Here is a 14,270-nt window from a genome sequence, read left to right on the forward strand (position 1 = left end):
CTGTGCCGAATGGCACCGTGTGATTGCAATTCAGTTATCGATCGATAGCAATTGAGAAATTGAAAAATCCGAACGCCGCGAGCGAATTGTATTTCCGCCATTCACAGAAAGAATATCCGTGCTCGACCTGAACGAAGTCGCAATGTTCGTGCAAGTTGCGCGCCTCGGCAGCTTTGCCGAGGCCGCGCGACAGCTGCGCATGCCATCGGCAACGGTGAGCCGGCGCATCCAGCAGCTCGAGGCGCGCCTGGGCACCCGGCTGATGCAGCGCTCCACCCGCAAGCTGACGCTGACGAGCGCGGGCCAGACCTTCCATGAGCGATGCGGCCCGGCGGTCGAGGAACTGATCGAAGCCGGTCAATCGCACGTCGCGGATAGCCAGGAGCCGAGCGGCGTGATCCGGGTGGCCGCCTCGGCCAGCTTCTTCGAATACTTCGAAATGGAATGGGTGTCGGCCTTTCTCGCTGCGCACCCCCTGGTGCAAATCGACTTTGTTCTCAGCGATATCACGGCCGACCTCATTGCCGACCGCATCGACGTCGCGTTTCGCATCGGATCCCTGCCGGACTCCAGCTACATTGCCCGCAGGATCTTTGCAAGCTACGGGGGGCTTCTTGCCAGTCCTGCCTATCTGGCGGCGCATGGTGCGCCCGCCGATCTGGAGGAATTGAGCAGGCACGCGTGCGTGACACAGCCGCCAGAGACCGGAAATCTCGCCATCTGGCGCCTCCAGGGTCCTGACGACGTGGAGGAAGAAGTGCGGGTGAGAGGGGCCTTCACCAGCAACATGCAAGTGGCGCTGCGCGAGGCCGCTTGCGCCGGGCTTGGCATCGTCGCACTGCCGTCGATCCTGACGGCGGCGGAGGTGGCCGCCGGCCGGCTGGTGCCAGTGCTGCCGCAATACATGCGGGCGGGCCGCGGCTTGAGCGTCGTCTACCCCAGCCGCCAGCAGCGGCCGCTGGCAGTCTCGGCGTTCGTCGACATGGCCGTGGAAAAGCTCAGCCTGCAGGAGTGGACACCGTCGTCCCCCGCATTAATTGACATCTCGTAATTCATTGGTGAATCGCATTTCGCGATTCGCCCAATTGCGGGCGCCGGGTGAGCCATATTGGGTGTGGATGCACCAATTCGGTGCGCATTGCATTGACTGCCATCAGGATTGCCTCGAAAACTGAGCGGCTGAATTTCATTCCGGGTGCTAGCGGAGAGTACCAAAGTTCGTAAACAATTGTCACACGCCATCTCTCGATAGAGCGGCGTATTGCTGATCCATTTCCGCTCCGTTGGGAGCGTATCTCGGGATCGCCTCGAATTGGACGAGTCTTTCGGTGCAGCCCAATTCATTCGTCTTCGTCGTTCCTCCGATCTGGAGGTGAACGGATTTTCTTTGTTGCAAGGATGGACAGCGGATGCACACACGGTCTTTGAGCGCAGCGAAACAACCGGGATTCGAACGACTCGGGCATCGCGTCACGTGGCCATGCTGAGGCTCGGCGTCTACAAGTTGCCGGTCGCCGAAGTCGTGGTGATCCAGACGATCGTCCGGCTGTACGCGAGCGACGCTGCCTTTCCGTGGCAACTGGTCAACGCGCCGCCGTACGACGCACTGCTTGTCGATGCCGCCGCCGTGGAGCATGAATATCCCACGGTGGTCGGCATGGCCGCGGCTGTGCTCAGGCTCACGCGCATGAATTCGGGTGGACAGCCCAACGCGCTGGAGCGGCCGATACGTGCCGACAAGCTGCAGCGCTGGCTCAAGAGCACCGAGCAGGCACTGCGCGAGTCGCGACCCGCGGGGCCGACCCTGGACGAGCAGACCGCCCTGGAGGTCGAGGTTTCCGATGCGGTCCGCTTCATGCTGCGTCGCTGGCCACCGGCCACGCTGTTGCGCAACGACCTCGACAACATCCGCATGGCGAGCCTGCTGGCGCGGCGCGCGCTGAATGCGAGTGAGCTGGCCGAGATCAGCCAGCTTCCATTCACCCAGTGCGCCGCGTTCCTGCAGGCGCTGCGAACGGCCGGCGTGCTGGAGCTGCATGTCGAGCAGGCCCTGCCGCCGTCGTTCACACCGCAATCCGATAGGCCGATCCGCAGCGACTTCGCGCGAAGTCTCCTCGATGGCATTCGCCGCCGGCTGGGCCTGCGAGCGTCATGAAGGAATACAAGATCCTTCTCACGGGCACTGTGGGCGCGGGCAAGACGACCGCGATCGGATGCGTGAGCGAAACCTCGCCGGTCATGACCGAGGTGCCGAACTCCGATGCGGCCATCGACAAGGAGCGCACCACCGTGGGCCTCGACTTCGGTCAGCTCACGCTGGACAACGGGGACCGCGTTCGCCTGTTCGGCACGCCCGGGCAGGCCCGCTTCGAATTTCTCTGGAAGATCCTCGTCAGGAACGCGCTGGGCGTGATCGTCCTGATGGACAACTCCCGGCCCGACCCGCTGGGCGACCTGTCCATGTACATGCAAGGCTTCGCCGAAGCCCTACGGACCTTGCCTTGCGTGATCGGCGTGGGGCGGATGCACCGCCACCCTGTGCCGACCCTCGACGACTACGCGCAACGACTCGAGTCCACGGGCCGGGTGTTTCCGATTCTCGATGTGGACGTGCGAAGCAGGGCCGACGTGATCCTGCTGATCGACACGCTGCTGATGCAACTTGAAGCCGACATGCAGGGAGAGACAGAGTGAGTGTTCGACATGGCTTGTCCAGGACGGCAACCGCGCACGCGCAACGCGAGGTGCAGAAACTGGTCGACGAACTGAACGGCGTGACGGCTGCCGTAGTGGCTACCGTGGACGGTTTCGACGTGGCGTCCACAACCATCGGCGATGCCGATCCTGCCCGCATGGCTGCCATGGCCAGCTCCATCGTGGCGATCAGCGGCGTTGTCGCCGAAGAGGCACGCCTCGGCCGCCACCAGAGCGTGATGGTCCTGACGGATTCGGGCTTTGCGGTTTTCCACAGCGTGCACCGGCGCGACGGCGAACTCGTCATCAGCGTGCTCGCCCGCGACAGCGCGGTTCCGGCACTGGTGGCCTACAAGGCCGCCCAACTCGCCAAGACCCTGGCCGAGGCATGACAGCAGATTTCCACAACAACCTTTTCAACCATCCGACAGGAGAACAACTTGGCATCCATTAAGCAAACGCTCGACGATATCCTCACCATCGACGGCGCCATGTGCGCCGCCGTTGTCGACTCGGGCAGCGGCATGATCCTCGGCGCCGTGGGTTCGGGCGTGGACATGGAGATTGCCGCCGCCGGCAACACGGAAGTCGTGCGCGCCAAGCTCAAGACCATGCAGGCTCTGGGCCTGAGCGACGTGATCGAGGACATCCTGATCACCCTGGGCAAGCAGTACCACATCATCCGCCCCTCGGCATCGAAGGAGGGTGTCTTTCTCTACGTCGTGCTCGACAAGCAGCGCGCCAACCTCGCGCTGGCCCGCCGCAAGACGCAGGACGTGGACAAGCTGATGGACTTCTGAGATCAGCAGAAAGGCAGAAAGAATCTCCGTGCTCGACCTGAACGAAGTCGCAATGTTTGTGCAAGTGGCGCGTCTCGGCAGCTTCGCGGAAGCCGCGCGGCAGCTGCGCGTGCCGTCGGCGACGGTGAGCCGGCGCATCCGGCAACTCGAGGCGCACCTGGGCACCCGGCTGTTGCAGCGCTCCACCCGCAAACTGGCGCTGACCAATGCCGGCCAATCTTTCCAGGAACGATGCGGCCCGGCGGTCGAAGCGTTGATAGGCGCCGGGCGGCTGCAGGTCGAGGGCGGCCAGGAACCGAGCGGCCTGGTACGCGTGGCCGCGCCGGCCAGTTTTTTCGATTTTTTCGAGATGGAATGGGTTGCCGATTTCCTGGCCGCGCATCCACGGGTGCGGCTGGACTTCGTTCTCGACGATGTCGTGGCCGACCTCATCGGCGATCGCATCGACGTCGCCTTTCGCGGCGGGCCCCTGCAGGACTCGAGCTTCGTGGCCCGCAAGATCTTCGCAAGCTACGGAGGCCTTCTTGCCAGTCCCGCCTACCTGGCGGCGCGGGGCACACCCGGCAGCCTGCAGGAGCTGCTCGAGCACGACTGCGTGACGCAGCCACCGGACAGCGGCAATCTCTCGACCTGGCGCTTGCAAGGCCCCGACGGTGTGGAAGAAGACGTGCGGGTGAGGGGGCGCTTCATCAGCAACGTGCAGGGCGTGCTGCTCAAGGCTGCGTGTGCAGGGCTGGGCATTGCCGCGCTGCCGTCGATCCTGACGGCGTCCGACGTGGCGGCCGGCCGGCTGGTGCCGGTGCTGCCGCAGTACATGCGGGCAGGGCGCGGCCTGAGCGTCATCTACGCCAGCCGGCAGTACGTTCCGCAGGCGGTGTCCACGTTCGTCGACATGGCGATGGAGAAGCTCAGCCAGCAGGATTGGGCGCCCGCAGCCAGGCTGGCTGCCTAGCGTCGCCGCCTGCGCCTGTCGCGTTCAACCCGCCTTGGCGGAACGATCTGCGACGGCGGTGGGGCAGGACGAGGGCGTTGCACCGGTCGCGTCGGCACCGCACCAGTCGCCGCCCAGCGCCTTCACCAGGAACACCGAGGTCAGCAGCCGCTGCCCCTGCAATTGCGCGGCCTGGCGCTCGACCGTCAGCAGCGACTGCTGCGCGGTGATCACGTCGAGATACGTCGAGGCGCCGCCTTCATAACGGCTGGTCGCCATGTCGAGCACGCGCCGCGCCGCCGTCACGGCCGACTGCGCCTGCGTGGTCGCGCTGTCGAGTGCCGACAAGCCGGTGATGCCGTCTTCCACTTCCTGCATCGCCGTCAGCACGGTGCGGCGGTAGTTGCCCACGGTAGCGTCGTAGCCGGCCTTGGCGAAGTCGACGTTGGCACGCACGCGCCCGCCGTCGAACAGCATCTGCGTGGCCGACACGCCCACCGACCACAGCAGGCTGGGCCCGTTGAACAGCGACTCGATCAGGCGGCTGTCCACGCCCACCGTCGGCGAGATGATGAAGCTCGGATAGAAGGCCGCGGTGGCCACGCCGATCTGCGCATTGGCCGCGGCCATCGCGCGCTCGGCCGAGGCCACGTCGGGCCGACGCTGCAGGATTTCCGAAGGCACGCCCAGCGGTACCGCGGGCGGCTTGATCTCGCGCAGGTCCACCGGCAGTGCGAAGTTCGGCGCAGGCGTGCCGGTGAGCGTGGCCAGCGCGTGCTCGTACTGCGAGCGCTGCTTCTTCAGCACGTCGACCTGCGTCAGCGTGGTTTCGAGCAGCGCCTGCTGCTGCGCCACGTCGAGGCCCGACACCGCGCCCAGGTCATGCCGCGCCGTGACCAGCTCCAGCGCCCGGCGTTGCAGCCCAATGGAGCGCGAGAGCACGTCGAGCTCGATGTCGGTCGAGCGCAGGTTGAAGTAGTTGTTGGCCACGTCGGCGCTCAGCAGCAGTCGCGTGTTGGCCAGGTCGGCAGCCGATTGCTCGGCGGAGGCCGAGGCGCCCTCGACGGTGCGCTGTACGCGGCCTGCGAGGTCGAGCTCATAGCTGGCGTTCAGCGAAACCGTGAAGTCGTTCTGCACCGTCGACGCGTTGGCGGTCGCGTAGTTCGTCAGCGGCCGGTTGGCGGAAATCTTCAGGCGCGAGGCGCGCGTGCCGAGGCCCAGCTGCGGGTACTGGCTGGCCGCGTTGGACGCCAGCGCGGCGCGCGCCTGCGCCAGCCGCGCGTTGGCGATGACCAACGTCGGGCTGCCGGCCAGGGCCTGCGCCTGCAATGTGTCGAGCGTGGCGTCGTCGAAGCGCTTCCACCAAGGGCCCTTGTCGGCGCTGTCACTGGGCGTGCTCAAGCGCCAGGGCTCTTCGAGCTTCCAGCTGACGGGCAGGGGCGTGTCGGGTGTCTTGTAGTCAGGGCCGACCGCGCAGCCCGCGACGAGCGCGAGCACCGCAGCAGCCACTGCAACGGCTGGCGATCGCAATGTCACGCCGGTTCCTTCTTCGGCATGACGGGCGGGGCAGCCTTTGCGGCGGCCGGCGGCGCTTCGGGCGCGACGGCCACGATGTCGCCTTCGGCCAGCGAGTCCGAAGGGTTCAGCACCATGCGGTCTGTGCCTTCGAGCCCATCGATCACTTCGACGTTCTCGCCGTAGTTGCGCCCCAGCGTCACGGCGCGCAGGCCGACGCGGCCCTTCGCATCGACCACCGCGATGCGCGTGCCCTCGGCGCGGAACAGCAGCGCGTTCGACGGCACGGTGAGCGTGCGGCTCGCGGCCAGCGGCAGCGACACCTGCACGTAGGCACCCGGCAGCAGCGCGCCGTCCTTGTTGGGCAGCGACACCTCGACCTGCATCATCCGCGTGGTCGTGTCGATGGAGCCTGCGGTGCGCGCCACCTGGCCCTTGAAGCTCTGGCCGCGCAGTTCGGCCTGCGTGACGACCACCGGCTGGCCCGCCTTCACGAGCTGCGCATAGGCTTGCGGCACGTTGATGTACACGCGCAGCGGGTCGGTCTGCGCGAGCAGGAAAAGGGCGCGCCCGGCACCGCCGCCCGCACCCGCGTCGATCAGGTCGCCCACGTCGACGTTGCGCCGCGTGATCACGCCCGCGAACGGCGCCACCACGCGCTTGAAGCCTTCGGTCTGCTTGAGCCGCTGCACGTTGGCATCGGCCGCCGCCACGTTCGAGGTGGCCTGCGCCACGGCGCTGCGGCGCTCGTCCAGGTCTTGCTGCGAAACCACGTCTTTCTTGCGCAGCGCTTCCCAGCGGTCGGCGGTGCTGCGTGCCAGCTCCAGCCCCGAGGCGGCCTGCGCGCGCGCGGCCACGGCCTGTGAGAGCTGCTGGTCGATTTCGGGCGTCTCGATTTCGGCGAGCAGCTCGCCCTTTTCGACGCGGCTACCGATATCCTTGGTCCAGCGCTTGAGGTAGCCGCTGGCGCGCGCCGAAATGGGCGACTGCACGAAGCCCTGCAGCGTGCCTGGCAGCGCCAGCGTCTGGCCGGCGGTGGGCACGCGGGGCAGGGCGGTCTGCACGTACTGCCTGGCGCGTTCGCTGGTACCCGCTTCGAGCGCTCGGGCATTGGCGATGCGCACGAACACGGTGCGCGCCGCACCGAGCGCCAGCAGCACCAGCACGATCAGCACCAGCCAGCGCGTGCGCCGCACGATCTGCCGGCGGCGCAGCAGTTCACCCTCGCCCTCTTCAACGGCGATGGGGTGGATGGCCAATGCCGAATGGCGTTGCTCCGTCATGACCAGCTCGGCGCCGGGCCGCTCCCAAGGCGAGCTGCGGCCCCCTCGGGGGGCAGCGAATGCACGAAGTGAATGAGCGTGGGGGTCAAAGTTTCAGTTCTCCTGGGGCGTTGCGCCCGCTGGCGGTTGATGCGGCTGCGAGGCTTCACGTGCCGCCCGGCGGTGCGCAAGCCGACTGTGCACCCCCGCGAACACGGCGGGTACGAAAAACAATGTCGACACCGTGGCAAAGATCAGGCCACCGATCACCGCGCGGCCCAGCGGCGCGTTCTGCTCTGCGCCTTCGCCCAGGCCCAGCGCCATCGGGATCATGCCGATGATCATTGCCAGCGCCGTCATCAGCACTGGCCGGATACGGGTGGCGCCGGCTTCCAGCGCGGTCGACAGCGGCGGAATGCCCGCCTGCAGCCGCTCGCGCGCGAACGACACCAGAAGAATGGAGTTGGCCGTGGCCACGCCCATGGTCATGATCGCGCCGGTCAGCGCCGGCACGCTCAGCGTGGTGCCGGTGATGAACAGCATCCACGCAATGCCCGCCAGCGCGGCCGGCAGGGCGGTGATGATGATGGCCGCGTCCAGCCATGACTGGAAGGTGACCACGATAAGCAGGTACACCAGCACGATCGCCATCGCGAGGCCGACGCCCAAGCCGATGAACGACGACTGCATGGTCTGCACCTGCCCGCGGATCTCGACCCGGCTGCCGCGCGAGAGTTTGGGCCGCATCTCGTCGACCAGCTTCTGCACCTTCGACGCCGCGCTGGCCAGGTCGGTGCCCTGCACGCTCACGTACACGTCGATCACCGGCGCGATGTTGTAGCGCGACATCACTGCCGGCTGGCGGTCGGCCTGCGTGCTCACGAGGTTGCCCAGCAGCTGCTGCGCGCCGGTTCCCCCCGTTGCTGCGCCTGCACCCGCACCAACCGGAATGTTCAGCAGCGAGTCGAGCGAGTCGACGGTGTATTGCGGCGTCTGCACCGCGATGCTGTAGACCACGCCGTTCACCGGGTTCAGCCAGAAGGCCGGTGCCGTCTGCGAGCTGCCCGACAGCGCGATGAGCACGTTCTGCCCCACGTTGGAGGCTGTCAGCCCGTACTGCTGCAGCCGCGTGCGGTCCATCTGCAGGCTCAGCGCCGGGCCGTCGAGCCGCTGGTGCACGTGGGCGTCGACCGCGCCCGGAATCTGGCGGATCGCCTTGGTCAGTTCGGCCGCGCGCAGGGCATTGCCGGCCATGTCGTTGCCGCTGAACTGCACATCAATGGCCGCGGGCAGGCCGAAGTTCAGGATCTGCGTGACGATGTCCGCCGGCTGGAAGAAAAATTCGATGCCCGGAAAGCGCTTTGGCAGTTCGGCCCGCAGGAGCGACACGAACTGCTCGGTCGGCTTGTGGCCCTCTTTCAGCGACAGCAGCAGCTCGCCGTCGAAGGTGCCGATGGTGCCGGCATTGCTGTAAGACAGGTTGATGCCGCTGTTGGGCACGCCCAGGTTGTCGAGGATGGTTTCGAGCTGGTCCTGCGGCACCAGCTCGCGAATGGCGGCCTCCACCTGGTCGGTGAGGCGAGCGGTCTCCTCGATGCGCGTGCCGGTGGGCGCACGCAGGTGCAGGCGGATCTGGCCGGCATCGACGGTCGGGAAGAAGTCGCGGCCCAGCGCGGGGTAGAGCAGGCAAGACAGCAGGCAGAAGCCGAGGAACAGGCCGATGAACCCGGCGCGCTTCGACAGCACCGCCGACAGCACCAGCGTGTAGGCGCGGCGTACGCGTTCGAAGCGGCGGTCGAAGGCGCGGTACAGGCGCTGCAGGGCACTCTGCTTCGCGCCTTCCGCCGGGGCATGGCCGCCGCCGTGCGAGCCGCCCATCAGCAGCATCACCAGCGTCGGCACCAGCGTGCGCGAGAGCAGGTAGGAGGCCAGCATGGCGAACACCACAGCTTCGGCCAGCGGCACGAACAGGAAGCGCGCCACGCCCGAGAGGAAGAACATCGGCACGAACACGATGCAGATGCACAGCGTGGAGACGAAGGCAGCCGAGCCGATTTCGCCCGCGCCGACCTCGATGGCCTCTTTCAGCGGCGTGCCCATGTGCAGGTGCCGCTCGATGTTCTCGATGGTCACGATCGCCTGGTCGACCAGGATGCCCACCGAGAGCGCCAGCCCGCCCAGCGTCATGAGGTTGAGCGTTTCGCCCAGCGAGTACAGCACCAGGATGGACGCCAGGATCGACAGCGGAATGGTCAGCCCGATGATCAGCGTGCTGCGCCAGTTGCCCAGGAACAGCAGCACCATCGCGGCGGTGAGCGCGGCGGCCAGGATGGCTTCGAACACTACGCCCTTGACGGCCGCCTTGACGAACACCGACTGGTCGAAAAGCGGCGTGATCTTGATGTCTTCCGGCATCGTCTGCGCGGCGATGGGCAGCATGGCGCGGATGTTGGAGACGATGTCCAGCGTGGAGGCGCCGCCGTTCTTCAGCACCGACAGCAGCACGCCGCGCACGCCGTCCTGGCGCACCACGTTGGTCTGCGGCGAGAAGCCGTCGCGCACGTAGGCCACGTCGCGCAGGTAGGTGGTGGCGCCGTTCACCGTGCGGATCGGCAGGTCGTTCAGGCCTGCGATGGCGTCGGGCGAGCCGTTCATCTTCACGTTGTATTCGGTGGCACCGAACTTGGCCGTGCCCGACGGAAGAATCAGGTTCTGCGTGTTCACCGCGTTCACCACGTCGGCCGGCGAGAGGCCGCGCGCCTGCATCGCCTGGGTGTCGAGGTCGACCGAAATCAGCCGGTTCTTGCCACCGTAGGGAAAGGGAATGGCCGCGCCCGGCACCGTGATGAGTTGCGGGCGCAGCTGGTTGACGGTGGAGTCGAACAGCGAGTTTTCAGAGCGGGTGGGGCTCGACAGCGCCAGCTGGATCACCGGCACACTGGAGGCCGAATACTTGATGACCAGCGGCGGCGTGATGCCCGGCGGCAGCTGCCGTACCTGCGCCTGCATCGAAGCCACCACCTGCGAGATGGCCATCTCGATATTGGCCGTGGGCTGGAAGAACACCTTGATGATCGACACGCCCGCCAGCGATTGCGATTCGATGTGCTCGATGTCGCTCACCGTGGTGGTCAGCCCGCGCTCCACCTGCCCCGAGATGCGCTGCCCCATTTCCTGCGCCGGCAGGCCGGTGTAGTTCCAGATGACGCTGACCACCGGTATGTTGATTTCCGGGAAGATGTCGGTCGCCATGCGTGCGAGGACAAAGGGCGTGGCCAGCACGATCAGCATCGCCATGACGATGAAGGTGTACGGACGACGCAACGCAAGCTGGACCATGGAGGGGGCTCTCTGCTTCCGACGGAAAAAGGTTTTGCATCATAAGGAAGTAGATTTAAGTTTGCCGACTCCGTTAAATAGGGTGTGGCGCTTTACCAAAAGGGTGCATATGGACAGGGTCTGGCTGGTAGTGATGGGGGTTTCGGGATGCGGCAAATCGAGCCTGGGCGCGGCGCTGGCCACCGCCCTCGACCTGCCGCTCATAGAAGGCGACGACCACCATCCGCCGGCCAACGTCGAGAAGATGAGCCACGGCATCGCGCTGACCGACGCTGATCGCGCGGGCTGGCTTGCAACGCTGGGCCGCGCGCTGGCCGATGCGCCGCAGGGCGCGGTGCTGACCTGCTCGGCGCTCAAGCGCATCTACCGCGAGCAGCTGCGCGCGGCCGCGCCGGGGCTGCGCTTCGTGTTCATGTCGATCGAGCGGGCCGAGGCCGAGCGCCGCGTGGCCGCGCGGGCCGGGGCGGGGGAGCACATGTTTCCCGCCAGCCTGGTAGCCAACCAGTTCGCCACGCTGGAGTCGCCTGTGGGAGAGGCGGGTGTGCTCGCGGTGGATGCGACGGCGCCGCCGGCGCAGTCGGTGGGGGCGGTGAAGGCGTGGCTGGTCAGCCCTTGAGTTCGGCGCGCATTCCTTCGAGCGTGGTGGCCACGCGGCCCATCACGTCGGCCACTGCGTCCAGTTCGTCGCGCGTGGCCGGCGCGACCATCGCGGTCACCATCTCCGCCTGAACCGCCAGGCACTTCTGCGCCATTGCCATGCCGTCGTCGGTGAGCGTGAGGCGCCGCACGCGCGCGTCGGCGCCATCGCTGTCGCGCCTCACCCAGCCCCTGGCCTCCATCTGCGTGAGCAGCATGCTGACGCCGCTCTTCGCCACGAAGCAGCGCGCGGCCAGCGCCTGCTGCGTGATGCCCGGCGTGGTCGCGATGGTGGCCAGCACCTCGTGCTCGCCCACGCGCAGGCCTATGGCGGCGAGCCGTGCCGTCATCACTGCATCGCAGAGGTTGTAGGCCCGCACCACCGCCAGCCATGCGGCCGTGCCGTGGGGCGAGGAGGGGGCCTTGCCGGTCTTGCCGGGCTTGGAGGACTTTGCTGCGGGCATCAAGATAGTTCAATCTTGAACTAGAATGTTCTGAATTGAACCAATTCTAGGCTGTCCATGAATCTCTACCTGCGCTTGCTGATGACCCTGTTGCGCGCCTGGCGTGCACCGCGCCTTGCGCCGGGCGACACGCTGGAGCGGCAACTGCGCGTGCTGCCGAACGACCTCGACATCAACGGCCACATGAACAACGGCCGCTACCTGACGGTGGTCGACCTGATGCTGGTCGAGTACTTCGTGCGCACCGGCTTCGCAACCGCCATGCTGCGCCAGGGCTGGAGGCCGATGTCCGGCGGCTCGCTCATCAGCTACCGGCGCGAGCTCAACCCCTTTCAGGTGTACACGCTGCGCTTTCGGCTCGACGCCACCGACCAGCACTGGAACTACATGCGCTTCGAGTTCGTGCGTGGCGACAGGGTGTGCGCGGCCGGCTACATGAAGGGCGCAGCCGTGGGGCGCGGCGGGCTGGTGCCGAACCAGGAGTCGTATGCGGCCATGGGGCTCGTGCCGCCGGCGCATGCACTGCCGTTGCCGGTGCGCGACTGGATAGCGGCCGAGCAGGGCGTGATGAATGCGGCCTGGTAAGGCTCAGCGCGTTGGCGGCGCATCGAGCGCCAGGCGCAGCCGCGTGACGTTCGGGTTGCCCGGATCGCGCTGCAGCTTGAAGCCCAGCTTGCGCGCCAGCGCCAGCATGCCGGTGTTGTCGTAGAGCGTGATGTCCGCCAGCTGCTTCACGCCGGCTGTCGCGGCCGCGTCGATCAGCTTGCGCATGAGCTTGTGGGCTACGCCGTGGTGCTGCCAGGCATCTGCAATGACGACGGCGAATTCGGCGACGTGCGCGGTCTCGGGCGTCTCGCCGCGCACGTAGCGCACCACGCCCATCTGCTGCTCCACGCCATCGACCTCGGTCGTCGCGATGAGCGCGAGTTCGTGGTCGTAGTCGATGTGCGTCATGCGCCACAGCTCGTCGGGCTGGGGCTTTCGAGGCGACAGCAGGCGGTGGTAGCCCGTCTCTTTCGAGAGTCCGTCCACGAAGGCCGTGTGCATCGCCAGATCGTCGGCGCGGATCGGGCGGATCCGCACCGGCGTACCGTCGCGCAGTTGCCAGTCCTCGACCAGGTGGCTGGGGTAGTCGAGGGCCGGCATGGCATCGCTCAGTCGACTCAGCCGATCACTTCGGGCCAGTCCGTGTGGAAGAACTGGCCTTCGGGCTTGTCGGTGCGCTCGTAGGTGTGCGCGCCGAAGAAATCGCGCTGCGCCTGCAGCAGGTTCGCCGGCAGGCGCTCGGTGCGGTAGCTGTCGTAGTAGGCCAGCGAGGCGCTGAAGGCCGGCACCGGAATGCCGTTGCTCACCGCCAGCGCCACCACTTCGCGCCAGTTCTGCTGCGTGCGGTTCAGCAGGTCCTTGAAGAACGGGTCGAGCATCAGGTTGCCCAGGGCAGGGTCGGTGCGGAAGGCGTCGGTGATGCGGTTCAGGAAGCGCGCGCGAATGATGCAACCGCCGCGCCAGATCGACGCGATGCGGCCCAGGTCGAGGCCCCAGTTCTTCTTGTCGCCCATGGTCTTGATCAGGTCGAAGCCTTGCGTGTAGCTGATGACCTTCGACGCATAGAGCGCGTCGTGCACCTTGGCCACCAGCGCCTTCTTTTCGACCGACAGCTCGATCTTCGGCCCCTGCAGCAGCTTGCTGGCCGCCACGCGCTGCTTCTTCTGCGAAGACAGCACGCGCGCCTCCACGGCCGCGTTGATGGTGCTGATGACCACCGCGTTCTCGGCCGCGTTGATCAGCGTCCACTGGCCCGTTCCCTTCTGGCCAGCCTTGTCGAGGATCACGTCGACGATGGGCTTGCCCGTCTCCGGATCTTTCTGTTCGAGCGCCTTGGCGGTGATCTGGATCAGGTAGCTCTGCAGCTCGCCGTCGTTCCACTCGTTGAAGATGGCAGCCATCTCGTCGGTGCTGAAGCCGGCCGCCTTGAACAGGCTGTAGGCCTCGCAGATGAGCTGCATGTCGCCGTACTCGATGCCGTTGTGCACCATCTTCACGTAGTGGCCGGCGCCGCCCGGGCCGATGTGAATGACGCAGGGCTCGCCGTCCACCTTGGCGGCGATGCTCTCGAAGATCGGCTTCATCACCTCCCAGGTGGAAAGCGGCCCGCCCGGCATGATCGACGGCCCCTTGCGCGCGCCTTCTTCCCCGCCCGACACGCCCGCGCCGATGAAGCGCAGGCCCTTGCTGCTCAGATATGCGTCGCGGCGCTCGGTGTCGGTGTAGAGGCTGTTGCCGCCGTCGATGACGATGTCGTCCTTGTCCAGCAGCGGAATGAGCTGCTCGATCACCTGGTCGACCGGCGCACCGGCCTTGACCATGATCTGGATCTTGCGAGGCTTGGCCAGGCTCTGCACAAACTCTTCCAGCGTCTTCGCGCCGACCAGCTTCTTGCCGGGGTTGGCGGCAATGAAGGCTTCGGTGGTGGCCTCGGTGCGGTTGTACACGCTGACCTGGAAGCCGCGGCTTTCCACATTCAGCACGAGGTTCTGGCCCATCACGGCCAGGCCGATCAGTCCGAAATCGCTTTGCTTGTTGCTGCTCATGACCCGTCTTGCCCTTCTTTCATGTGCGTGCGCCGGAA

Annotated in this window: 14 protein-coding genes; 8 read left to right on the forward strand and 6 right to left on the reverse strand. The window is 66.5% G+C overall.

Annotation, left to right across the window (positions count from 1 at the left end):
• The first annotated feature begins 118 nt into the window (after positions 1–118).
• From BLW48_RS19175 to BLW48_RS19200, 6 genes are all read left to right on the forward strand, one after another.
• Positions 119–1,051, forward strand: coding sequence for a LysR family transcriptional regulator (locus BLW48_RS19175; protein ID WP_093176964.1), 933 nt, complete (start codon positions 119–121; stop codon positions 1,049–1,051).
• 429 nt (positions 1,052–1,480) lie between these two features.
• A complete protein-coding gene (locus BLW48_RS19180) occupies positions 1,481–2,155 on the forward strand; it encodes a hypothetical protein (RefSeq protein ID WP_093177200.1) in 675 nt (224 codons plus the stop codon).
• Positions 2,152–2,694, forward strand: a complete 543-nt coding sequence (locus tag BLW48_RS19185) for a GTP-binding protein (RefSeq protein WP_093077800.1) — start codon at positions 2,152–2,154, stop codon at positions 2,692–2,694. The genes BLW48_RS19180 and BLW48_RS19185 overlap by 4 nt, the downstream gene beginning before the upstream one ends.
• Positions 2,691–3,086 carry a roadblock/LC7 domain-containing protein gene (locus BLW48_RS19190; protein WP_093051489.1) on the forward strand — a complete coding sequence of 132 codons (396 nt, stop codon included), beginning with the start codon at positions 2,691–2,693 and terminating at the stop codon, positions 3,084–3,086. Before BLW48_RS19185 ends, BLW48_RS19190 begins: the two co-directional genes overlap by 4 nt.
• A 48-nt stretch (positions 3,087–3,134) precedes the next feature.
• Positions 3,135–3,494 carry a hypothetical protein gene (locus BLW48_RS19195; protein ID WP_093051487.1) on the forward strand — a complete coding sequence of 120 codons (360 nt, stop codon included), beginning with the start codon at positions 3,135–3,137 and terminating at the stop codon, positions 3,492–3,494.
• A gap of 28 nt (positions 3,495–3,522) precedes the next feature.
• Positions 3,523–4,446, forward strand: coding sequence for a LysR family transcriptional regulator (locus tag BLW48_RS19200; protein WP_093176966.1), 924 nt, complete (start codon positions 3,523–3,525; stop codon positions 4,444–4,446).
• 24 nt (positions 4,447–4,470) lie between these two features.
• Here the strand turns inward: BLW48_RS19200 and BLW48_RS19205 are convergent, their stop codons facing one another.
• The 3 genes from BLW48_RS19205 to BLW48_RS19215 all read right to left on the reverse strand — a co-directional run bounded on the left by BLW48_RS19205 (position 4,471) and on the right by BLW48_RS19215 (position 10,541).
• Complete coding sequence (locus tag BLW48_RS19205; RefSeq protein ID WP_256330830.1) at positions 4,471–5,961, reverse strand: efflux transporter outer membrane subunit; 1,491 nt, start codon at positions 5,959–5,961, stop codon at positions 4,471–4,473.
• Positions 5,958–7,223, reverse strand: a complete 1,266-nt coding sequence (locus tag BLW48_RS19210; RefSeq protein WP_093176969.1) for an efflux RND transporter periplasmic adaptor subunit — start codon at positions 7,221–7,223, stop codon at positions 5,958–5,960. The genes BLW48_RS19205 and BLW48_RS19210 overlap by 4 nt, the downstream gene beginning before the upstream one ends.
• A gap of 93 nt (positions 7,224–7,316) precedes the next feature.
• On the reverse strand, positions 7,317–10,541 hold the full coding sequence (locus BLW48_RS19215) for an efflux RND transporter permease subunit (protein ID WP_093176970.1): 3,225 nt from the start codon (positions 10,539–10,541) through the stop codon (positions 7,317–7,319).
• Between the two features lie 109 nt (positions 10,542–10,650).
• Between BLW48_RS19215 and BLW48_RS19220 the strand changes: the two genes are divergently transcribed.
• Positions 10,651–11,157 (forward strand): gluconokinase, encoded by a 507-nt coding sequence (locus BLW48_RS19220; protein WP_256330831.1) that lies wholly within the window; start codon positions 10,651–10,653, stop codon positions 11,155–11,157.
• On the opposite strand, the gene BLW48_RS19225 is transcribed toward BLW48_RS19220, so the two are convergent.
• Entirely contained in the window at positions 11,147–11,641 is a 495-nt protein-coding gene (locus BLW48_RS19225; protein WP_093176972.1) for a MarR family winged helix-turn-helix transcriptional regulator, read from the reverse strand. The genes BLW48_RS19220 and BLW48_RS19225 overlap by 11 nt on opposite strands.
• A gap of 57 nt (positions 11,642–11,698) precedes the next feature.
• Between BLW48_RS19225 and BLW48_RS19230 the strand changes: the two genes are divergently transcribed.
• Positions 11,699–12,226, forward strand: coding sequence for a thioesterase family protein (locus BLW48_RS19230; RefSeq protein WP_093176973.1), 528 nt, complete (start codon positions 11,699–11,701; stop codon positions 12,224–12,226).
• A gap of 3 nt (positions 12,227–12,229) precedes the next feature.
• On the opposite strand, the gene BLW48_RS19235 is transcribed toward BLW48_RS19230, so the two are convergent.
• A complete protein-coding gene (locus tag BLW48_RS19235; RefSeq protein ID WP_093176974.1) occupies positions 12,230–12,787 on the reverse strand; it encodes a GNAT family N-acetyltransferase in 558 nt (185 codons plus the stop codon).
• Positions 12,788–12,804: 17 nt separating this feature from the next.
• Entirely contained in the window at positions 12,805–14,232 is a 1,428-nt protein-coding gene (gene gnd, locus BLW48_RS19240) for a decarboxylating NADP(+)-dependent phosphogluconate dehydrogenase (protein WP_093176976.1), read from the reverse strand.
• Positions 14,233–14,270: the final 38 nt, after the last annotated feature.

Source organism: Variovorax sp. YR266 (assembly GCF_900107295.1).
Classification (GTDB): Bacteria; Pseudomonadota; Gammaproteobacteria; order Burkholderiales; family Burkholderiaceae_C; genus Variovorax.

Coding starts and splice junctions, on each gene's coding strand:
- BLW48_RS19180 (WP_093177200.1), top strand. CDS start 1,481: ATGCTGAGGCTCGGCGTCTACAAGTTGCCGGTCGCCGAAGTCGTGGTG.
- BLW48_RS19185 (WP_093077800.1), top strand. CDS start 2,152: ATGAAGGAATACAAGATCCTTCTCACGGGCACTGTGGGCGCGGGCAAG.
- BLW48_RS19210 (WP_093176969.1), bottom strand. CDS start 7,223: ATGACGGAGCAACGCCATTCGGCATTGGCCATCCACCCCATCGCCGTT.
- BLW48_RS19215 (WP_093176970.1), bottom strand. CDS start 10,541: ATGGTCCAGCTTGCGTTGCGTCGTCCGTACACCTTCATCGTCATGGCG.
- BLW48_RS19220 (WP_256330831.1), top strand. CDS start 10,651: ATGGACAGGGTCTGGCTGGTAGTGATGGGGGTTTCGGGATGCGGCAAA.
- BLW48_RS19225 (WP_093176972.1), bottom strand. CDS start 11,641: ATGCCCGCAGCAAAGTCCTCCAAGCCCGGCAAGACCGGCAAGGCCCCC.
- BLW48_RS19230 (WP_093176973.1), top strand. CDS start 11,699: ATGAATCTCTACCTGCGCTTGCTGATGACCCTGTTGCGCGCCTGGCGT.
- BLW48_RS19235 (WP_093176974.1), bottom strand. CDS start 12,787: ATGCCGGCCCTCGACTACCCCAGCCACCTGGTCGAGGACTGGCAACTG.
- gnd (WP_093176976.1), bottom strand. CDS start 14,232: ATGAGCAGCAACAAGCAAAGCGATTTCGGACTGATCGGCCTGGCCGTG.